At 68.9% G+C, this 18,177-nt stretch carries 24 protein-coding genes; 12 read left to right on the top strand and 12 right to left on the bottom strand.

The window, feature by feature from the left end; all coding sequences use genetic code 11:
• Positions 1 to 14: 14 nt before the first annotated feature.
• Positions 15 to 332: a glycosyltransferase family 4 protein gene (locus FXF65_RS14905; protein WP_148350492.1), complete on the bottom strand. Its 318-nt coding sequence runs from the start codon at positions 330 to 332 to the stop codon at positions 15 to 17.
• Positions 326 to 742 carry an ATP-binding protein gene (locus FXF65_RS14900; protein WP_187412297.1) on the bottom strand — a complete coding sequence of 139 codons (417 nt, stop codon included), beginning with the start codon at positions 740 to 742 and terminating at the stop codon, positions 326 to 328. Before FXF65_RS14900 ends, FXF65_RS14905 begins: the two co-directional genes overlap by 7 nt.
• Before the next feature lie 122 nt (positions 743 to 864).
• On the opposite strand from FXF65_RS14900, the gene FXF65_RS14895 reads away from it, so the two are divergent.
• Positions 865 to 1,674, top strand: coding sequence for a helix-turn-helix domain-containing protein (locus FXF65_RS14895; RefSeq protein WP_148350490.1), 810 nt, complete (start codon positions 865 to 867; stop codon positions 1,672 to 1,674).
• The gene (locus tag FXF65_RS14890; protein WP_148350489.1) at positions 1,671 to 1,850 is read left to right on the top strand and encodes a DUF397 domain-containing protein; all 180 of its coding nucleotides are present in this window, start codon (positions 1,671 to 1,673) and stop codon (positions 1,848 to 1,850) included. Before FXF65_RS14895 ends, FXF65_RS14890 begins: the two co-directional genes overlap by 4 nt.
• A 60-nt stretch (positions 1,851 to 1,910) precedes the next feature.
• On the opposite strand, the gene FXF65_RS43740 is transcribed toward FXF65_RS14890, so the two are convergent.
• The 4 genes from FXF65_RS43740 to FXF65_RS14870 all read right to left on the bottom strand — a co-directional run bounded on the left by FXF65_RS43740 (position 1,911) and on the right by FXF65_RS14870 (position 4,053).
• Positions 1,911 to 2,162, bottom strand: a complete 252-nt coding sequence (locus tag FXF65_RS43740) for a hypothetical protein (RefSeq protein WP_187412296.1) — start codon at positions 2,160 to 2,162, stop codon at positions 1,911 to 1,913.
• Positions 2,163 to 2,309: 147 nt separating this feature from the next.
• Positions 2,310 to 3,053 carry a hypothetical protein gene (locus FXF65_RS14880; RefSeq protein WP_148350488.1) on the bottom strand — a complete coding sequence of 248 codons (744 nt, stop codon included), beginning with the start codon at positions 3,051 to 3,053 and terminating at the stop codon, positions 2,310 to 2,312.
• Between the two features lie 81 nt (positions 3,054 to 3,134).
• Positions 3,135 to 3,416, bottom strand: a complete 282-nt coding sequence (locus FXF65_RS14875) for a hypothetical protein (RefSeq protein WP_148350487.1) — start codon at positions 3,414 to 3,416, stop codon at positions 3,135 to 3,137.
• Positions 3,417 to 3,594: 178 nt separating this feature from the next.
• Positions 3,595 to 4,053: an RICIN domain-containing protein gene (locus tag FXF65_RS14870; protein ID WP_222868558.1), complete on the bottom strand. Its 459-nt coding sequence runs from the start codon at positions 4,051 to 4,053 to the stop codon at positions 3,595 to 3,597.
• 516 nt (positions 4,054 to 4,569) lie between these two features.
• Here FXF65_RS14870 and FXF65_RS14865 point away from each other — a divergent pair.
• Positions 4,570 to 6,036 (top strand): DUF2079 domain-containing protein, encoded by a 1,467-nt coding sequence (locus FXF65_RS14865; protein ID WP_148350485.1) that lies wholly within the window; start codon positions 4,570 to 4,572, stop codon positions 6,034 to 6,036.
• Positions 6,037 to 6,053: 17 nt separating this feature from the next.
• Here the strand turns inward: FXF65_RS14865 and FXF65_RS14860 are convergent, their stop codons facing one another.
• Entirely contained in the window at positions 6,054 to 6,386 is a 333-nt protein-coding gene (locus FXF65_RS14860) for an ATP-binding protein (RefSeq protein ID WP_187412295.1), read from the bottom strand.
• A gap of 582 nt (positions 6,387 to 6,968) precedes the next feature.
• Between FXF65_RS14860 and FXF65_RS14855 the strand changes: the two genes are divergently transcribed.
• Complete coding sequence (locus tag FXF65_RS14855) at positions 6,969 to 7,547, top strand: DUF5919 domain-containing protein (RefSeq protein ID WP_246198641.1); 579 nt, start codon at positions 6,969 to 6,971, stop codon at positions 7,545 to 7,547.
• 109 nt (positions 7,548 to 7,656) lie between these two features.
• Positions 7,657 to 8,373: a hypothetical protein gene (locus FXF65_RS14850; protein ID WP_148350482.1), complete on the top strand. Its 717-nt coding sequence runs from the start codon at positions 7,657 to 7,659 to the stop codon at positions 8,371 to 8,373.
• Positions 8,374 to 8,427: 54 nt separating this feature from the next.
• Here FXF65_RS14850 and FXF65_RS14845 read toward each other — a convergent pair whose 3' ends face one another.
• Positions 8,428 to 9,483 (bottom strand): S1 family peptidase, encoded by a 1,056-nt coding sequence (locus FXF65_RS14845; RefSeq protein ID WP_187412294.1) that lies wholly within the window; start codon positions 9,481 to 9,483, stop codon positions 8,428 to 8,430.
• A 242-nt stretch (positions 9,484 to 9,725) separates the two neighbouring features.
• Positions 9,726 to 10,781: a S1 family peptidase gene (locus FXF65_RS14840; RefSeq protein WP_148350480.1), complete on the bottom strand. Its 1,056-nt coding sequence runs from the start codon at positions 10,779 to 10,781 to the stop codon at positions 9,726 to 9,728.
• 505 nt (positions 10,782 to 11,286) lie between these two features.
• On the opposite strand from FXF65_RS14840, the gene FXF65_RS14835 reads away from it, so the two are divergent.
• The 3 genes from FXF65_RS14835 (at position 11,287) to FXF65_RS14825 (ending at position 13,475) form a co-directional block, all read left to right on the top strand.
• Positions 11,287 to 12,540 carry a coiled-coil domain-containing protein gene (locus tag FXF65_RS14835; RefSeq protein WP_148350479.1) on the top strand — a complete coding sequence of 418 codons (1,254 nt, stop codon included), beginning with the start codon at positions 11,287 to 11,289 and terminating at the stop codon, positions 12,538 to 12,540.
• Positions 12,537 to 12,761 (top strand): ATP-binding protein, encoded by a 225-nt coding sequence (locus FXF65_RS14830; protein ID WP_222868557.1) that lies wholly within the window; start codon positions 12,537 to 12,539, stop codon positions 12,759 to 12,761. Before FXF65_RS14835 ends, FXF65_RS14830 begins: the two co-directional genes overlap by 4 nt.
• Positions 12,762 to 12,953: 192 nt before the next feature.
• On the top strand, positions 12,954 to 13,475 hold the full coding sequence (locus FXF65_RS14825) for an NUDIX hydrolase (RefSeq protein WP_148350478.1): 522 nt from the start codon (positions 12,954 to 12,956) through the stop codon (positions 13,473 to 13,475).
• Between the two features lie 149 nt (positions 13,476 to 13,624).
• Here FXF65_RS14825 and FXF65_RS14820 read toward each other — a convergent pair whose 3' ends face one another.
• Positions 13,625 to 14,134: a winged helix-turn-helix transcriptional regulator gene (locus tag FXF65_RS14820; RefSeq protein ID WP_187412293.1), complete on the bottom strand. Its 510-nt coding sequence runs from the start codon at positions 14,132 to 14,134 to the stop codon at positions 13,625 to 13,627.
• A gap of 81 nt (positions 14,135 to 14,215) precedes the next feature.
• Between FXF65_RS14820 and FXF65_RS14815 the strand changes: the two genes are divergently transcribed.
• The 3 genes from FXF65_RS14815 to FXF65_RS14805 all read left to right on the top strand — a co-directional run bounded on the left by FXF65_RS14815 (position 14,216) and on the right by FXF65_RS14805 (position 15,444).
• Positions 14,216 to 14,650, top strand: coding sequence for a tautomerase family protein (locus FXF65_RS14815; RefSeq protein WP_148350477.1), 435 nt, complete (start codon positions 14,216 to 14,218; stop codon positions 14,648 to 14,650).
• Positions 14,651 to 14,818: 168 nt separating this feature from the next.
• Positions 14,819 to 15,088, top strand: coding sequence for a hypothetical protein (locus FXF65_RS14810; protein WP_148350476.1), 270 nt, complete (start codon positions 14,819 to 14,821; stop codon positions 15,086 to 15,088).
• Positions 15,085 to 15,444, top strand: coding sequence for a hypothetical protein (locus FXF65_RS14805; protein ID WP_148350475.1), 360 nt, complete (start codon positions 15,085 to 15,087; stop codon positions 15,442 to 15,444). The genes FXF65_RS14810 and FXF65_RS14805 overlap by 4 nt, the downstream gene beginning before the upstream one ends.
• 109 nt (positions 15,445 to 15,553) lie before the next feature.
• Here the strand turns inward: FXF65_RS14805 and FXF65_RS14800 are convergent, their stop codons facing one another.
• The gene (locus FXF65_RS14800) at positions 15,554 to 16,453 is read right to left on the bottom strand and encodes an SCO6745 family protein (RefSeq protein WP_148350474.1); all 900 of its coding nucleotides are present in this window, start codon (positions 16,451 to 16,453) and stop codon (positions 15,554 to 15,556) included.
• Positions 16,454 to 16,562: 109 nt separating this feature from the next.
• On the opposite strand from FXF65_RS14800, the gene FXF65_RS14795 reads away from it, so the two are divergent.
• Positions 16,563 to 17,153, top strand: coding sequence for a TetR/AcrR family transcriptional regulator (locus FXF65_RS14795; RefSeq protein WP_148350473.1), 591 nt, complete (start codon positions 16,563 to 16,565; stop codon positions 17,151 to 17,153).
• A 22-nt stretch (positions 17,154 to 17,175) separates the two neighbouring features.
• Here the strand turns inward: FXF65_RS14795 and FXF65_RS14790 are convergent, their stop codons facing one another.
• Entirely contained in the window at positions 17,176 to 18,147 is a 972-nt protein-coding gene (locus tag FXF65_RS14790; protein ID WP_148350472.1) for a helix-turn-helix domain-containing protein, read from the bottom strand.
• Positions 18,148 to 18,177: the final 30 nt, after the last annotated feature.

Below are 18,177 nucleotides of genomic sequence, written 5' to 3'. Positions count from 1 at the left end.
CGGACGCCCTTCCACTACCAGGTGGACGGGAACATCCGGTGCTTCAATAACAGGTCGATCTGCTCGGCCGCCGCCTTGGCGTCCCCGCACGGAACCAGATAGCCGGAACGCCCCTTCTTCACATCGTGATAGGCCCAAGACCCACCGGGCACGGCGCACACCCCGACGACAACCCCGACGTCCTCCGCGACTCCACTCGCGTAGACCCACAGCATCGGCTTGGGGAATTCGCGCCCGTAAAGCTTCACGCATCGCCATCCGCGCGCCTTGACCGCGAGCGCCAGCACATCGAGATACCGGACGGCCCGCCGCCTGCGCCAGCGCGTCAGCACGAGATCTCCGCCCAGACCCATTTCCCCACCGGCCGCGTCATCGTGACCCCGTAGCCGGACGCCAGCGCCCGCACGATCTGGAGCCCGCGCCCGCCTTCTTCATGGCCCGGCTCCAAAGCGCACGGGTCGGGACGCACGTCATCGACCTCCACGACGGGCCGCAGCACCGGCAGATGCCCCGACGAATCCCACACCGCCACAACGACGCAGGCCCCGTCCCGCCTGAACCGGACCCGGATCTCTTCGCCGGGCGTGCTCTCGACCGCATTGGCGACCAATTCCCCGACGATCAGCAGAACATCATCGAGGATCTTCGAAAGCCCCCATTCAAGAAGCCGCCTCTCCACCAACCCCCGAACCCGCCGCGACACAGCCCGAGCAGCCGAACAAGAAATGTCCAACTCGCCCACGTGCGCAACTTTCGCTCCCATTTCACCCGCCTCTCTATTTCGCCGATCTCCCGGCAAGAGTGCGCCCTGCGGTCGTACGGTGGCTATGGGAGTTCATCAAGCTCAACACGCGAAGGTGAGCGATGCGAACGCGCCCGGGATTCGATCCAGACCGCAATCTATGGGACCTCATAGCCGCTGAGCTGCGAAGACAACGAGTAGAGCGCGGCCTGTCGCTAGCCGCCGTCGGCGACCTGATCGATCGAGATCGCTCGCTGATCGCACGTGTTGAGTCCGGCGAGACCAAACTCCAGGCAGCACACGCAATCAAGATCGACAAAGCTTGGAGCCTCGGCCACTTCTTTCAGCGCTTGGTGAAGTTCGCCAAGGCGGGACATGACGTCGAATGGTTCAAAACCCATTCGGATCTTGAGTCCAGGTCCTCCGAGCTCCGGATATGGGAACTCGGCTGGATCCCCGGACTCCTCCAAACAGAGGGCTACATCCGGGCCATGTTCACGGCCGCCGGTGTCGAGGACCCCGAGGAAGGCGTCAGGGCACGTCTCAAGCGTCAGGACTGCCTCACCCGCAAGCCGCGTCCCCGCGTGTGGGTCATTCTCGACCAAGGCGTCATAGAACAACCCGTCGGTTCGGCCGGGATCATGCGCGAGCAGCTCAACCGGCTCATCGAGTTCGCCGCGCTCCCCAACGCCTCGATCAGGCTCGTCCCAAGGACCGCCGGCGCGCATGTCGGCCGCGACGGGTCTTTCAAAATCATGACTGTGGCCGGGGCGGATACGGTCTACGCGGCTGCTCACGGCGGTGGGCGGCTCGTACAAGATGCGACCGATATAGCCTCGTACAGGGTGTGGTTCGACCTCATTGGGGACGTGGCACTACCCAAAGACGCCTCCCGAAGCATGCTCATCAAGACGATGGAGCGATTTTTATGATCACCTGGCGCAAGAGCAGCTACAGCGGCAGTACTTCGACCCAGTCCGACTGCATCGAGGTCGCTGAACTTGGTGCGGGGATCGGCGTTCGGGACAGCAAGGCTCCAAGCGCAGGGCACCTCGTCCTCACACCACAGGCGTTTGCCGACCTCGTCCAGCAGGTGAAACACCACTGACGCCCTCGTACTAGTGCAGCCCCGCAGAAGTTCCTTGTGGGTCGTGGGCAGTGCTGATGATCACGCGGTGTAATCGGCGAGGTGGATGACGGCGGCGGTGTCGAATGCCTCGGTGGGGTGGCCGGTGTCCCGGCCGGTGGCGAGCTGGCCGGGGACGTAGGTTTCGGTGGCCGGGTCGTATATCGCGAATCCCCATTCTTCATCGTCGCCGAGGTATTCGATCCGGCAGAGTTCGATCTTCTCGTTCATGCCGGGGAGGAAGCCGTCCCAGCCGATCAGGTAGCCGAACGATCCGCGCCAGGTGATGGTCACGTCTTCTAGCCTCGGCCTGTGCCGGGTGCCATGCTGATTGACGATGTATCCGATGCGCTCTTTGAGGCGTTCGGGCGGGACGGGCATGTTCACAGTGTCGCCGACGCCGGTGCCCGGTGGTGCCGGACCTGGGTGCCGCGCTGATCGTCAGCCCGCGCCGTGACCGGCGAAGGATGCCAGGTGCTGGACCTGGCCGTTCCTGATGACCGTGATGCGCCTGCGGCCGGGGAGGTCCACGAACGGGCAGCCGGACGTCCCCGACCGCAGCGAGGTGGCATCGAGCCATAGCAGTTTGCCGGAGTCGAGCCAGGGGGACAGCTCGAAGTCGTAGTCGGCGACTCTCGGTACGGCCCAGTCCCAGCCGCCCCCACCGGACTCCCGGTACTTCGGGTAGGTGTTCGTGCCCCACAGGTTCACCAGCCGGACGCCTTCCGGCCGTGGCCCGAAGTAGCTGACGGCCCACCCGGTGTGCCTGCCGACCGGCACGGCGGCGATCACCGCCCGCACACCGGGGCTACCCAGGACGCGCGGCACAACGAACGGCACCTCCGGGCCCGGGACCACGGCGAACGGCGGGTGCTCCACCGGTTCCGCCAACCGCATCGCACCCGTCATGGCGAGCCAGTCGGGCGGCCGCGTGGACGACGGGCGTCGAACGGGTGACTCGTAGTCCCAGAACATGCCGTCAAGCCCGAACACGTCGATCGGCCAGGTCACCGGCGCGCCGGTGGCGGGAGAGCAGGCCACGGTCACGTCGGGCAGCAGCGCACGGTACCGGCGGTTGACCTCCCGGACGCGGTTGAGGTCCGGCGACTCCTGGTCGGCCAGACGCGCGCTCGCGGCCAGCAGGCGGGCGCGCTCGGCGGGAACCTCGTCCGGTTCCCTTCGCACGCCCGAACCGTGCATCACGCCGGACCCGCCCTCCCTGCCGCCAATTCCCGCAAGCACTCCACGGGTGTCGGGCTGGGCGAGCTACTGCTGCCGGCAGCCGTCCGCGCCCAGGAAGCCGTTCCACACGAACGCCGTACGGCAACGGTAGGTGCCCGCGGCCGAGCCGAACTGGATCAGGACCGTTAATCCCTGGCCGTCGCAGAGGTTCGCGGAGAGATGGTAGCCGTCCTGCGTGGCGGTGCGGTTGCCGGAGAAGCACGTGACGTCCGGCGCGGCGGCCGCACGTGAGGTCGGCACGGAAAGCAGCGGTCCCGTGAGCGTCGCCGCTGCGACAGCGACGGTGAGTCGTCCGGTGAGATGCATGATGCGTCCTTCACACCTAGGGGGTTTCTCACAAGCTAAGCCCCCAATACCCAGCCTTACAGGAAAAATCCTGTCGCCTCCGAGCCGGGCCGATCCGCGGATTGGCGCGGTTCTCCGCAGGCGGCCTTTCTCTGACCGGCCCTGCGGAGAACCGACTAGCTATTCATCGGGTGGCGAATCAGGCGTAGCGCCACTTCTGGTAGCTGCCGCCGTTGCAGGAGTGGGTGTAGACCTTCTGGGCCTTGTTGCTGTCCAGGCAGTAACCGGTCGCAACGTTCTTGAGACGGCCGCCGGAGATGGCCCACTTCTGGTAATTGCCGCCGTTGCAGCCGTGGGTGTAGACCTTCCGAGCGCTGTTGCTGTCCAGGCAGTAACCGGTCGCGACGTCCTTGAGACGGCCGCCGGAGATACTCCACCTCTGATAGTTGCCGCCGTTGCAGCCGTGGGCGTAGACCTTCTGAGCACTGTTGCTGTCCAGGCAGTACCCGGTGGCGACGTTCTTGAGGCGGTGGGTCGCCGCGATAGTGGCATCCCCTTGAGCTTGCGCCGCTAAGCCGCCACGAGTGGCGTCGAACGGCGTCGCGGCGTTGGCGTCCACCGCGCTGATACCGGTCGTGAGAAGTGCGCCGGCGCTCACCGTGGTGAGCATCCTGACTGCGAGAGAAACCCGCACTCATTCCTCCAGTGTTCGAGTTGGACAGGAAGTGCGGGGTGTGATCAGACGGTAGTTAACAACGGATGCGACATGCAAGGCACTAAAACGGTCCATCAGTTAAGTCGTCCGAAACTATCTGTCATGTACCGCGTCTCCGCCCTTCGCCCCACCGCGCCTGACCAGTGATCAGGAAGTCCGGCAGGCCGATTCGACTGCGTTCAAGAGCCTTTTCGGCTGGAGCTATTCGGTGCGGCGAAAGACGCTCCCCGCCGAGACCGAATCCGGGGGGCGATCCGTGAGGCACAGGCAACGGCGAGTGACTGAAAAGCGGACGACCCGACCGTGATCGGACAATGGAACGTGACCTTCGGTTCCGTAAGGACGCACACTCGGACGCATCTAATACGAGTTTGAGTTCTCGCCCGAAGTGGGTGCCCGGCATTGTCGTAGGTAGCCTCGCCAAGGATTGGCGCCGACCGCGTCGCGGAGTTGACCCTTGTGCCTGGACAGGTGATTTTGACTTCTCGTGAAGATGGACGTGATAACGGTCACGCGGCCGATGGTGAGGCCGTTCCCTCAAAAGTTTGGCCGCCCTGGTTACTCGCCGCCGTTTTCGCGGCGTTATACCTGACCGACTCGTTGAATCGGCATGCGAAGATGCGCAGCACCGGCTACGATCTCGGCATCTTCGAGCAGGCCGTGCGCGGCTACTCGCAGTTCCACGCACCCCTGGTGCCCCTCAAAGGGCCGGGCACGAACCTGCTCGGCGACCATTTCCACCCATGGCTCGCGGCGCTTGGGCCGCTCTATCGCCTCTGGCCCGACGCGCGACTTCTGCTGATCACGCAGGCGCTGCTGATCGCCGTATCGGTCGTGCCGATCGGCCGACTCGCCATCGCACGACTGGGCACCGCCGGGGGCCTGGCGGTGATGACGGCCTATGGCCTGTCCTGGGGATTTCAGGGCGCGGTGTCGTTCGACTTCCACGAAGTGGCGCTGGCCGTTCCGTTGCTCGCCTTCGCCCTTGTCGCGCTCCTTGAGGAACGATGGTTCGCGGCCGTCTCCTGGACGCTCCCACTACTCCTGGTCAAGGAGGACCAAGGGCTCACAGTGGCCGCCGTCGGCGGCTATCTCCTGTTGAAGCGGCGATGGCGGACGGGTTCGGCCCTGGTCATAGGCGGCCTGGGCGCCGTCGCGCTCGTCACCATGGTCATCATTCCGTCCTTCTCCTCGTCCGGCTACGGTTACTGGGACAGCCTGTCCGGCGGGACCGGAGAGCACGCCTCCGGAGGAGTCCTCGGGACCGTGGAGGATTTTCCCGGCAGCTTCGCCGAACACCCCGAGAAGCTCAAGTTGCTGCTGCTGATCGGCCTCACCACGGCCTTCGCCGCACTCCGGTCCCCGATCTTCGGTATCGCCCTTCCCACAATCGGCTACCGCCTTCTCTCGACCTCTCCGCTGCACTGGGGCGTCGGGAGAGTGCACTACAACGCGGTTCTGATGCCGATCCTGTTCGTCGCACTCGTGGACGCCGTCTGCAGGTTGCGCGAAAGCCAGCACACGCCGCTCCGCTGGTACGCGCGTGCGGCGGTTCCTTTATCACTGGTGATCGGGCTGGTCTCACTGCCATGGCTGGAATTCCGAGAACTGGTCAACCCGCACTTCTACCGGACGAGCCCGCACATCGCCGCCGCGCGGAAGGTGATCGGAATTATTCCGGACGATGCGTCCGTGGCGGCGTCCAACTTCCTCGTACCCCAACTCACCGGACGATGCGATGTGGTCCTCTTCCCGAACTTCAGGAATGTGCCCGTCGATTGGGTTGTCGTGGACACCAGACGTCCCTCCACCGTCCCAGTCCCGATCGGCCAGATCCCACAAGCGATAGCGGCCTTACCGCAGCAGGGATTCCACCAGGTCACCGACCAGGACGGCGTCATCCTCTGGCGCAGAACATCCCCGTAAACCCTGACCAATGACGTTCATAAGGCGATCGCGGCCCATACCCATTTTCCCGTCGGCTCGGTCCTTCTCACCCCGCAGTCGGACGCCAACGCGCGCACGATGTGAAGCCCGCGGCCCCCGTCCACCTGCCCCGGCTCCAGGGCGCACGGGTCGGGTAGGACGTCGTCCAGCGTCATCTCCACCACCGGCCGCAGCACGGGCATCTCGACGGACGAGTCCCACACCGCGAATTCGACCACCCTGACGTCTCGTCGGAATTGAACGTGGATATCCCGCTCCGGCGTGCTCTGCACCGCATTGGCGACCAATTCGTCCGCGATGAGGAGAACGTCGTCCACGATCTGGCGCATGCCCCATTCGAGAAGGCGGAACCGCAGCAGCGACCGCACCCTGGCCGGGACCGTGAGCGATGCCGGAAATATCGCGTCCAATCCCCCGGCGGTCCCGGCGGGAGAATCCGCCGGGTACCCGGTCATCCCGCCCACCGAAAACGCGCCGAACCGGCTGCGAACGCCCTTTCCCCTCTCGCGCTCAATGGCGTGACCAGTGTGCCCCCGTGCACTTTCGGCATGGGCCGGAACCGCCTTCCGTCAAGGGCTCGTCCGGCGCGGGACCGCCGGAGACCGTACTGCTCCTGAGCCATTGAGCATTCGCTACCCGCCCGGACACGTGAACACCGTTCTCAGGACGTCTGGGACGCACTCGGGATACGGTCGCAGACGTCCCGTCCGTCCCCCGCAAGAGGCGGAGTAGGTATGCCCAACGAGTCGCTTCGGCAGGCGATGGCGAATGCGAGACTGACAGAGAAGGATCTCGCCGAAGCCTGTCAAGTGGACGCGAAGACGGTGGCGCGGTGGATGGCCGACGAAGCTCGCACGCCACACCCGCGGCACCGCTGGGCAGCCTCGGACGCCTTGGGAGTTGATGAGGGCATGTTGTGGCCTGACGCCATCCGCAAGAACGTGAAGACGGGACCCGACCGCGAGGTCATCGCGGTGTATCCGTACCGCTCCGCCTGCCCCAAGACGGTGTGGCGCCGCCTCATCAGCGAGGCGAACAAGGAACTGACCTTCGCGGGCTACACGAACTACTTCCTGTGGCTGGAGAACCCGAACCTCCGGGGCGTCCTGCGCCGGAAGGCCGAGGTGGGCTGCCGGGTCCGCTTCCTGCTCGGCGACCCGGACAGCGACGTCACCCGCCGCCGCGAGTCGGTCGAGGGCGTCCCCCTCACCGTCGGCACCCGCATCCGCATCACCATCGACGAACTGTCCAAAATCGCCGACGTGCCGGGCATCGAGGCCCGCTACGGCGACGACCACATCGCCATGAGCGTCTTCGTCTTCGACGACGAGATGCTCGTGACCCCGCACCTCGCGCACCTCGTCGGCCACGACTCCCCGATGCTCCACATCCAGCGCCAGCAGGAGGACGGCCTCTACGACCGCTTCGCCTACCACGTGACCGAACTCTGGAACGGCGCCCGAACCATCACCGACCTCGTCCCCCGGTAACGACGCTGGCCAGAGGTGGCAGTCTCCGCTGCCCGGTTTGTCTGGCGCCGATGTCCGCTCGCCTGGTCGAATGAGTGGCTCGGACGTGAAGACAAAAGGGGTTCAAGGCATGGCGACGGATGCCCTCGACGGACCGGTTTCGACAGATTCGGGAACACCCGCGCGAGGGCAGCGGGTCCTCGATCTCCTGGACAAGGCGATCGACACCCAGAGCCCGATCGTCCGCAAGAACATCGCGCGGGCCCGCCAGCGGAACCCGGACGCGACGCCGGCGCAGGTCATCCGCAACCTGGAGCGGATGTACGTCAGCGCCCTGACCGGGTCGGGCGCGGTGGTCGGCGGGGCCGCGGCCGCGCCCGGCGTCGGCACTGGAGTCTCGCTGGCGCTGTCGGCGGGCGAGACCTTCTCGTCCCTGGAACTGAGCGCCCTGTTCGCGCTCTCGATCGCGGAGGTCCACGGCGTTCCGATCGACGAGATCGAGCGCCGCCGGACGATCGTCATGGGGGTCATGCTCGGCGGCGGCGCCTCCGGCACCATCACCAAGATCGCTGAACGCACGGGGCAGCACTGGGGACGTCAGGTCGTCGCCAGCGTGCCCGTCCACACCCTGCGCCAGATCAACAAGATCCTGGGCAGGAACTTCATCACCAAGTACGGGACGAAACAGGGGATCATCGTCCTCGGCCGGGTCGCGCCGTTCGGCATCGGCGCCGTGATCGGCGGCGGCGCGAACGCCGCCATGGCCGCCCTGACCGTGAAGGCCGGCCGCCGCGCGTTCGGCCCGCCCCCGAAGTCCTGGCCGGGCGAGACGCCCGACACCGACTGAGAAAGAAGTGGGGCTCCCGGAGCGGGTCGGGAGCCCCACGTGTGGTTTCGCGTGTTACTTGAGGGTCAGGCCCTGGCCCTGGAGGACGACGTCCAGCGGCTGGAAGAACGACTGGAAGTTGCCGCCGCAGCCCCCGGTCGTGCCGCCGGACGTGATGCCGATCGCGGTGCTGCCGCTCTGCAGCGAGCCGCCGCTGTCGCCCGGCTGGACGCAGGCGTTGGTCTCGACCAGGCCGGAGACCGAGCCCTCCTGGTAGTTCACGGTGCGGTCGTAACCGACGATCGTCCCGGACGTCGTGCCGGTCGTGGAGCCCTTCTTGATGATCTGGCTTCCCGCGGCGGGACGGCCGACGTCCGTGAGGTTGTCGTTGGAGACCTGGAGCGAGCTGTTCGTGACCCGGATCGTTCCATAGTCGTTGCCCGGGAACTGGCTCGCCGCGACGGTGCCGACCTGCTCGCCGCCGGACGTCGTCCAGGACGAGCCGATGTTCGTGCAGTGCCCGGCGGTGACGACGTAGTCACCGCTGCCGGTGCCGATCGCCGAGACCGAGCAGCGCGAACCGCTGGTCAGGATCGCCTCGCCGGGGCCGAGCGTCAGCCGCGGCGCCGCCGCGACCTGCTTGATCTGGACGGTGCCGCCCATCGCCCGCGCCTTCTTCACGAACGCGGCGGTCGCGGCGCCGTCCGCGCCCTTCGGGACGTTGACGACGACCGAGTTGGAGTAGACGTCGACGCCCCAGGACAGGCCCTTCGTCCCGGCGCTGCCCGCGAGGCGGTCGAGCTTGGTCTTGGACGCGGCGAGGGGCTTGCTGCCGTGCGCGACGGTCCGCGGCGTGGCGCCCGCGGCCTTGACCTGCTGCGCGGCGGCCGCGCTGGTGACGTTGACGACCAGGTTTCCGGCGCGGTCGATGTACGAGCCGGCCTGCTGCGCGCCGAGCCTGCTCGTGAGCTGGTCGGACAGCGCGGTCAACGCCTTCGGGGACGGCTTGGCGGGCGCCGCGGCGGGTTGCGCGGCGGTGGCTGGAACGGTCCCGAACACGGGCAGCGCAACCAGCGCGGCAGCGGTCAGGATCGGGGGGAGCGCGCGTTTGAGGTGCACACCTCGGTTCACTTCGTCCACCTTTCGCCACCGGCAGTGTGGGAGCGCCGGCGGCATCTCGGGGGGATTGGCGGTGGCACGCGCCTGGTGGTATCGGCGTCGTGCTGAGTAGCCAAGCTAGTGCGAAGAGCTACCTGCAACCAGTTTCAAGTCGTAACTGAAATTTCAGAGTGACCTGAATGCGCCAATGCACGAACCGTCCGGACACGGCGATGTGGGGCTCCCGGTCGAAGGGAGCCCCACACGAATTTCCGCTAGCCCTGCTTGAGGGTGAGGTTCTGCGACTTCAGCGCGTCGTCCAGCGGCTGGAAGTACGACTCGAAACCGGAGCCCGAGCACGAGCTGGTCGCGATGCCCGAGGTGATCCCGATGGCGGTGCTGCCGCCCTGGAGCGAGCCGCCGCTGTCACCCGGCTGGGCGCAGGCGCTGGTCGAGATCAGGCCCGTGACGTCGCCCTCCTGGTAGTTGACCGTCACGTCGTACGCCTTGATGGACCCGGACGTCGTCCCGGTCGTGGAGCCCTTCTTCTGGATCTGGCTGCCGACCGGCGGGCGGCCGACCGTCGTCAGGTTGGCGTTGGTCACCTGCACCTGGCCGGAGCTGCGGATGAACCCGTAGTCGTGGCCGGGGAAGGTGCCCGCGATGGTGCTGCCCACCTGCTGGCCGCCGGACGTCGTCCAGGACCGGCCGATGTTCGTGCAGTGCCCGGCGGTGATGACGACGTCGCCGCTGCCGCTGCCGATCGCCGACACCGAGCAGCGCGAGCCGCCGGTCAGGATCGCGTCGCCGGGGCCGAGCGTCACGCGCGGCGCTCCGTCCACGCGCTTGATCTGGACGGCGTCGCCCAGCGCCCGCGCGCGCTTGATCAGCGCCTTGGTCGCGGCGTCGTCGTCACTCTGCGGGACGCGCACGACGACCGCGTTGGAGACGACGTCCACGTTCCAGACCATGCCGACCGCGCCGGGCGTCCCGGCGAACTTGTCCAGCCTGGTCTTGACGGCGTTGAGCGGCTTGAGGCCGTGCTTGACGACGCGGGCGACGGCGCCGGCGTCGGTGACCTGCTTGGCGGCGGCCTTGCTCGTCACGTTCACGACGAGGTTTCCGGCCGCGTCCACATAGGTGCCTGCCTGCCGGTCGCCGAGCCTGCTCGTGAGCTGGTCCGCGAGGGCGGTCTGCGCGTGCATGTAGGGCGTGGCGGGTTGCGCGGGCTGGACGGCGGCCGTCGCGGGGACGGCGCCGAGCGCGGGAAGCGAGACCAGCGCGGCGCCCAGGAGCGGGACGACGCGTTTGAGGTGCGCACCACGATTCACTTTTGTCCACCTTTCGCCACCGACTACCTGGGAGCGTCGGCGGCAGCTCGGGGGTTGGCGGGGGTTACGGGACCTGGTGGTGGAGGTGCCGTGTGGGAGCAACGTACTTCGATCACCTGTCGGTAACCAGATTTCGGGGTGTGGTCAAAATTTCAGCGTCCGACGAATGCGCGCCTTTGGACGGGTCCCGTCCGCGCCGACGGAGGAAGCCACGACCTGGGCTTTCACAGCGCGGCCGACGTCCCGCCGCGTAGAAACCGCGTTTTTGCGGCCGCGCTTTAAGGCCGCTTACCGTCGCTTGCCGCCGTCGAAGAGCGCGCCGATGCGTGCCATGGGACGGCCGGGCGGCGGCGGGCGGGGCGCGCGAATCCGGTCACCGCGAGTGGCGGCACGAAACGGGGCGTCTCCGGCGAGGGACGCTCCTCACGCCAAACCGGCATGGCTCACGCCATTCCACTTGACGCGCTCCATTCCCGGAACCATGCCGTTTTACTAGGATGCCTCCGTGCATGGAGATCAAGACGGCCTGGAAGGACGGCCCGCCGCCGTCGCGGGGGGCGCCGACATCGTGACGGCGCCGCTCCAGCCGCCGGCCGACGAGGCCCCTGCCACCGATGACATCGGCGCGGTGATCGCGCCGGGCGCACCGGTCGCGGCGGTCGCGCCGGTCGCGCTGGAGCGGTCCGAGGCGGAGGTCCGCGCGTTCGCCGCCGACGTCACCCGGCTCGCCGGGCTGGTCGGCGAGGTGACCACGGCGGCGAGCGCGCTCGGCAAGCGGCTGGACGACGAGGTCCGCGGCGTCCTGGACAACGCGGAGAAGGCGCTCGCCGACGCGCGCGGCGCGCGGAAGCAGGCCAGCGAGGCCGACGACCGGACGCGCGACGCCGAGGCGCGCGCGGAGGCGGCGCTGCAGGAGGCCGCCGACGCGCGGGAGGAGCTCGCCAAGGGCGTCGCCGCCGCGAAGGCGAGCGTCACGGCCGCGCAGGAGAGCGAGGCCAACGCCTGGAAGGAGGCGGGCGCCCACCAGCAGGCCCGCGCCACGTCCGCGAACGAGGCCGCGCACGCGGACGGGCTCCGCAAGCGCGCCGAGACGGCGTGGAGCACCGAGCACCAGGGCCGCGTGGACGCCGAGCGGGAGCGCGACGAGCTGGCGACGAAGTTCGCGGCCGAGCAGTCCGCGCTCGCCACGGCGCGCACCGAGCTGACCGAGGCGCGTTCCGAGCTGTCGGACGCGCGCGCCAAGCTGGAGGCGGCCGCGGAGAGCGACCGGCAGCTGCGCGCCGAGCTGTCCGCCGCGAGGGGTGAGATCGCCGGGCTGACGGTCGAGCGCGACTCCGTCGCGTCCCGGGCCGCCGAGCTGGCGACCCGCGCCGACCGCGCCGAGGAGCGCGCCGACAGCGCGGAGGCCCGCGCGGACCGTGCCGACCTGCGCACGGACACCGCCGAGATCCGCATCGACCGGGACGCCGCCACCGTCCGCGCCTTGCAGGACACCCTGCGCGCCGCGCTCGACCTGCCCGCCGTCGAAGACCTGGAGGACGGCCGGGGCGTGCGGGTCGGCGACGTCGGCGCGGTCACCGCCAAGCTGGGCGGGCTGATCGGCGTCGACCAGGTCCCCGAGGTCATGGACGGGGAGCTGGCCGGACGGTTCGCGCGCGCGATCCTGGCCGTCCGCGTCCACCAGGCGACCCGCCGCCTCGCGGAGGAGGACGAGGTCGACGAGGCCGAGGCGGAGGCGGAACCCGCGTCCGAGGAGTGAGCCCCGAGGGCCCGGGAATCGGCGCGGAACAAGCAACCCGCGTATTCGACCGCTTCTACCGGGCCGACCGCTCCCGAGACCGCTCCGCCGGAGCCAACGCGGGTCTCGGCCTGGCCATAGCCCGCTCCCTCGCCCGCGCCCACGGCGGCGACATAGAACTAGAAACGACCTTGGGCAAAGGCGCCCGCTTCCGCCTAACCCTCCCCGCCCAAGACCGCTGACCGCCTCCGTCCGCCGTTCCGGGACGACCCGCGCCCGCCCACACTGCAAGACGTCCAGAACCTGGCCGGACGAGGGCGAGTTTCGTAGCGGCGACTGAGCGCCGCGCCCGCCTCGCGACCGTCAGCGATGGTAGAGACCTGCGGAGAGCGGGTCATGCGGCAGAGTGCCGCGAGGAGCGGAGGGGATCGATCATGCGCTGGAAGGTTCATTCCGAGGAGTCGATCTTCAGTGATCCTTGGGTGGAGGTTCGGCTGGCGGAGGTGGAGATCAGCCGGGGGCGGCGGTTGCAGCATCGGGTGATCCGGGCGCGGGGTGCCAGTGCGGGCGCGGTCGTCGTCGATGCGGAACGGCGGGTGCTGTTGGAATGGCGGCATCGGTTCATCACCGACGCCTGGGGTTATGAGATCCCGATCGGTGGCGTTGAGGAGGGCGAGACTCCGGCTGAGGCCGCCGCTCGGGAAGTGGAAGAGGAGACGGGTTGGCGGCCGTGGGCGATGCGGCCGTTCACCGTCGTCCATCCCACGCCCGGCATCAGTGATTCGCGGCATCACATCTTCTGGGCGGACGGCGCGACCCGGATAGGCGCGCCCGCCGACGACTGGGAGTCCGAGCGCATCGAATGGGTGCCGCTCGCGGAAATACCCGGCCTGGTCGAGGCCGGGAAGATCGTCAGTGGCACGAGCATGGCGGCCCTCCTCCTCGCCGCCCGCTGAGGGCCGGAGCGACCCCGGCGATGTGAACGAAACCAATGGCGGCCAGTTCTTTCCCGGACCCGACCGACCGGCCGAGGCGGTCCGTTTCCGGGTTGGTCGCGGTGGTCACGCCGCGACCGCCGTATTGGACGGGGACGAGGGTCGGGCGGTTACTTCTTCCTGAGCGCGGCGAGGCCGCGGCGGACCAGCACTTTCGTCCCGAGTCCGATAGCGGCGCCCGGGCCCGGCAGCACCTTTACGGTGTCGGCGGTCACCGGTTTCCCGCATGATGAGCAGGCGACCTGCGGCGTGAATTCGGCACCGCAGTCGCGGTGCAGCAGGCGCGCCGGCGGGCCGCCTGCCGGCGTCGCCCATTTGTCGCCCCAGGCCATCACCGCCATCAATACCGGCACGAGTTCGCGGCCCGCTTCGGTGAGGTGGTACTCGTGGCGCGGCGGCCGTTCCTGGTAGGCCCGGCGCTCCACGATTCCGTCCGCGACCAGGGTTTCCAGGCGGCGGGTGAGCAGGTTGCGGGAGATGCCGAGGTTCTCCGCGATGTCGTCGAACCGGCGCAGGCCGAGGTAGAGGTCCCGGACGATCAGCGGCGTCCACCACTCGCCGACGCGCTCCAGGGTCTGCCCGATCGAGCAGTGCATCTCGGCGAAGCTGGTCCGTTGCATGCCTCCAGTGTAGTGGGTTGATTGATTGAACTCACTGTTGTACGTTCCAGGGAGGGGAGAGTTCAATGAGAGGACTGACTCGTGCCGTTCGTGGAGCTGTTCGTTCGCAAGGGCTCGCTCGACCAGGCCCGCCGTGAGGAGATCGGGGGACGGCTGGTCTCGGAGGTGATGGTCGCCGAGGGTGCTCCGGACACCGAGGCCGCCAGGGCGATTTCATGGCTCGTGGTGAATGAGGTGGACGCCTGGTTCGTCGGCGGAAAGCAGTTGCCCGCCGACGAGAAGCCGAAATACGTGGTGCGGGTCGGAGTGCCCGCCGGTTCGATGGACGACGAAAAGCGCCGCGACATCGTGCAGCGCGTCACCAAGGTGCTCGCGGACTCCGACGACGATCCGGGACGTTTCGCCGAGGCCACCAGCGCCTGGGTGCACATAAACGAGGTCCCCGAAGGCAATTGGGGCGCCCGCGGGGAGATCGTGCGTTTCGAGGACATCGTCGAATACGTGGTCACCGGTTAGAGCCCGCGCCCGCTCGTCGCTTCCGCCAGGACGGCCGTCGCCATCGCCGCCAGCACGAACGCGGGCAGCGGCGGCGGCCGCCCGGCCCCCGCCCCGGGAAGGGCTGGAACTGCGCGAACACCGACTACGCCCGCGCCGGGATGATCTTCGAGTTACACTCTCGCCAGGATGATCATCGAGAAGGGCACTGGACGTCCCGCCGGAACCGTGTTCCAGTCCCGCCTGTTCACGCCGCCGCGGCTACGGCACCCGTCCCATCCGGGCGGGTCCACCGCGTTCCTTGAGCCCTATGGGCACGGCTGTCGGCAGTACTACGGGGACGTCAGCGCGCTGATCAACTCTGTATCCGTCCCCAAGCGCCGGAGACCACCAATGGAACCCAGCACCAGCGGAAAGCCGCGCGGTCACAAGCACGCCGACTACCGGACCACGCCTTGAGCACTGCCGTGCACTGGGCCGTCAGCCTCTTAGTCGCCGCCGTCCTCGTCGGTCCGGCGTGCCTCATGCTGGGGTCGTTCTGGGAGGCCAGGCGCCCCGGTGGCAGCATCGACCTCCAGGACGAGCTGCTCCGGGAGCAACGCCGCAACCACCACCTCGTGCGTCGTCAGCGCGACCTCGCCGCGCTGATCCTCGCGAAACCGGCCGCCTCGGTCGTCATGGGCGACGGGACGTCCGGCTCCCCGAGCGTGGACTGCCAGGAGCTCCGCGCCGCCGCCGAGGAGATCGAGCGGGACGGCCTCCTGAAGGCCTACGACGCGGAGATCGAGGCATACCTCCGGCACCGCTCCGACTAAGGCGCGGCATTACCAGAGGCGACCGTGCCGCCTCACGGTCCGGGTTCGCGCCTGGCCGGTCGAGCGGCGGTCATCGCGCCCTCGGCCAGGTTGAAGGCGCTGCGGGCGATCAGTCCGAACCCCCTTGATCCCGGGGCGGTGCCTGCACTTTCCCGATTCCGAGGGTGCTCTGCGCGGGGAGCAGCCCGGTCTCCAGAACCTTGACCAGGATCGGCATCATGAGCTCCGCCAGCCGAGCGGTCTTCGCCGGGCCGAGTGCCCGCCACGGCTCGTAGGCGAGGTCGTCGGTGCTCCGCTCGACGGATTCGCGCAGCTCGCGTCCGCGATCGGTCGCGGTCCCATCGGCTCGGACGAGCCCGCGCGACGCGAGCCGGTCGCGGGCGGCGGACCATTCGGCGTCCGTCCAGCCGCGGCTCGCGAAGGTCTCCACGGACGCGGCGCCGATCGCGGCGAACGACACGAGCGCCTCGGCCGGGTCGAGTCCGTGGGCGAGGAGCGCGGCGACGTGCCCGTCCCCGCGCTGCTCGCGCAGGATGCCGATCGCGTGCCAGAGGACGAGGTGCGGCGCGTCCGGCCAGGTCAGGTCGGCGTTCGCGGCGGCGAGCGGACGTCCGGCGATGCTCGCGGCCGCGGCGGCGGCGCGCGCCAGGTCGGCGGCCTCCGCGAGGGCGGGGTCGGCGATGCCGTCGCCGAGGAGCGTCCGGTACATCCGGTCGACGGCGCGGACGCGGGCCTCCAGGACCCGTTCCGGCGCGGCGACCGTCCAGACGGCGGGGACGTGCTCGGCGACCATCCGCGGGCTGAAACTGTAGAAAGCGGCCGTGACCAGCGCGGACCCGGCGGCCCCGAGCGGCGCGGCGCGCCAGGCGAAATAGCTCGGCCAGCGGGTGTCCACCTCGTACCCGAGGGCCTCCGCCTCGGCGAACACGTCGGGCGAGTACCAGAACAGAGCGTGCACGGGTTCGAGCTGATGCCACATCCGCCGCGCCAGCGCGGGATCGTCCACCATGACCGGGCTCCTTCCAATCTTGACAGTGACAAGACTAGCGTGCCGTGACCGGAGGCGCGACGGTCCCGCCGGGTCCCCTGCCGAGGCCCTCGCAGTAGGCTGGGCGATCATGGCGGTGCCCGGAGGTCTGCGCGAACGCAAGAAGGAGGCCACGCGCCGCGCCCTGCACGCCGCCGCGATGCGCCTCACCGCCGAGCACGGCCTGGACGACGTCACCGTCGAGGCGATCGCCGACGCCGCGGGCGTCTCCCGCCGGACGTTCTCCAACTATTTCGGCGGCAAAGAGGAAGCGCTTCTCTACGGCGCGGAACGCCGAATGTCCGCCCTGCTCGCGGCTTTCGAGTCACGCCCCGCCTGCGAATCCTCCTGGACGGCTCTCCGCGCCGCAGTGAGCGCATTGCAAGAACGGCCGGAAGAACCCGACCCGCAATGGGCGGCGCAGGCCCGGCTGGCCCGCGAGCACCCCTCCGTCCTGGCCCGCCTGCTCCGCCAGTACGCCGAATTCGAGCGCCACCTGGCCGACCTCATCGCCGCCCGCTCGAACCTCCCACCAGGCGACGTCCGCTCCCGCGTCATGGCCGGCGCCTTCATGACGGCCCTCCGCATAGCCGCCTCGACCGGCATAGAAGAGCGCCCTCTCCGCCCCCTGACCGAACTGGCCGAAGAAACCCTCACCGAAATGGCCCGCCCCTTCGACTGACCGGCGAAGGGCTGCCATTCCGTCAACCCGCCAACTGATCGCCGAGGGAGGTGCGGTGGTAGAGGACCCGGCGGCCTTGGCGGGTGCGGGTCACCAGGCCCGTGTTGTGCAGGACGCGCAGGTGTTGGGATACGGCGCTTGGCGTCACTCTCAGGTGGTGGGCTAGTTCGACTGTTGCCAGTGGTTCGTCCAGGAGGCGGAGCAGGTTGGCTTTGGGGGCGCCGATCAGGGCGGCGAGGGCCGTCGGGACGGGGGCGGGCGGCGGGGTCCACAAAGTCGCCAGCGCGCGGCAAGGGTAGGCGAGCAGGGGTGGCTCGTCTGGGCTGACCGGTGGCGCGGGGCGGTGCGCGAAGACCGACGGGATCAGGAGCAGGCCCCGGCCGGAGGCCGCGACGCGGTGCTCGGCGATCGTCTTGTCGATCGTGAGCACTCCGTCCCGCCAGCGCAGATCGGGATGCATGTCGGCGAAGAGCAGGCGTGCGCCGCCCAGGGCGAGGCGGCGGGCGCGGTAGGTCATGTCCGCCTCCATGACCAGCCGCATCCGCGGCCAGACCGGTTCGACGGCCAGCCGCCAGTACCGGCGCAGGGCCGCGCGGATCTCGTCGCCGAGGCGGAGCACGGCCGCGTCGTCACCGGCGGCCGCGCGCAGCGGGCCGGGCAGCGGGCCCGGCGCGTGTGCGGCGACCATGTCGCGGCGCATCACCTCGGGGCGGACGCGGCGGACGGCGGCCAACTCGTCCTCGAACGCCGGGGCGAACGCGGTCGGCGGCGGTGTCAGGAAGTCGGGCAGGGCGAGGCGTCGTCCGATCAAGGACATCAGCAGGGTCGTGTCGAGCGCGCCGAGTTGGCCGAGCACCGAGCGGCGCCACGGCAGATGCAGCGCCGACAGGCCGGGGTCACGCAGGACTCGCAGGCTGAGGACGGCCTCCTGCAGCGGCGAGACGGCGAACCGGGCGTCGGCGAGGTCCTCCACGCCGAGCACGAAGCTGATCATTAAGCCGCACGCTACCTTCATCGACAGCGC

The organism is Actinomadura syzygii (genome assembly GCF_008085905.1).
In the GTDB taxonomy this organism is placed as follows: Bacteria; Actinomycetota; Actinomycetes; order Streptosporangiales; family Streptosporangiaceae; genus Spirillospora; species Spirillospora syzygii.
This window is presented reverse-complemented; position numbering and strand designations above follow the sequence as displayed.

Coding starts and splice junctions, on each gene's coding strand:
- FXF65_RS14895 (WP_148350490.1), top strand. CDS start 865: ATGCGAACGCGCCCGGGATTCGATCCAGACCGCAATCTATGGGACCTC.
- FXF65_RS14890 (WP_148350489.1), top strand. CDS start 1,671: ATGATCACCTGGCGCAAGAGCAGCTACAGCGGCAGTACTTCGACCCAG.
- FXF65_RS14875 (WP_148350487.1), bottom strand. CDS start 3,416: ATGCATCTCACCGGACGACTCACCGTCGCTGTCGCAGCGGCGACGCTC.
- FXF65_RS14860 (WP_187412295.1), bottom strand. CDS start 6,386: ATGCGCCAGATCGTGGACGACGTTCTCCTCATCGCGGACGAATTGGTC.
- FXF65_RS14855 (WP_246198641.1), top strand. CDS start 6,969: ATGTTGTGGCCTGACGCCATCCGCAAGAACGTGAAGACGGGACCCGAC.
- FXF65_RS14850 (WP_148350482.1), top strand. CDS start 7,657: ATGGCGACGGATGCCCTCGACGGACCGGTTTCGACAGATTCGGGAACA.
- FXF65_RS14825 (WP_148350478.1), top strand. CDS start 12,954: ATGCGCTGGAAGGTTCATTCCGAGGAGTCGATCTTCAGTGATCCTTGG.
- FXF65_RS14820 (WP_187412293.1), bottom strand. CDS start 14,134: ATGCAACGGACCAGCTTCGCCGAGATGCACTGCTCGATCGGGCAGACC.
- FXF65_RS14810 (WP_148350476.1), top strand. CDS start 14,819: ATGATCATCGAGAAGGGCACTGGACGTCCCGCCGGAACCGTGTTCCAG.
- FXF65_RS14800 (WP_148350474.1), bottom strand. CDS start 16,453: ATGGTGGACGATCCCGCGCTGGCGCGGCGGATGTGGCATCAGCTCGAA.
- FXF65_RS14795 (WP_148350473.1), top strand. CDS start 16,563: ATGGCGGTGCCCGGAGGTCTGCGCGAACGCAAGAAGGAGGCCACGCGC.
- FXF65_RS14790 (WP_148350472.1), bottom strand. CDS start 18,147: ATGATCAGCTTCGTGCTCGGCGTGGAGGACCTCGCCGACGCCCGGTTC.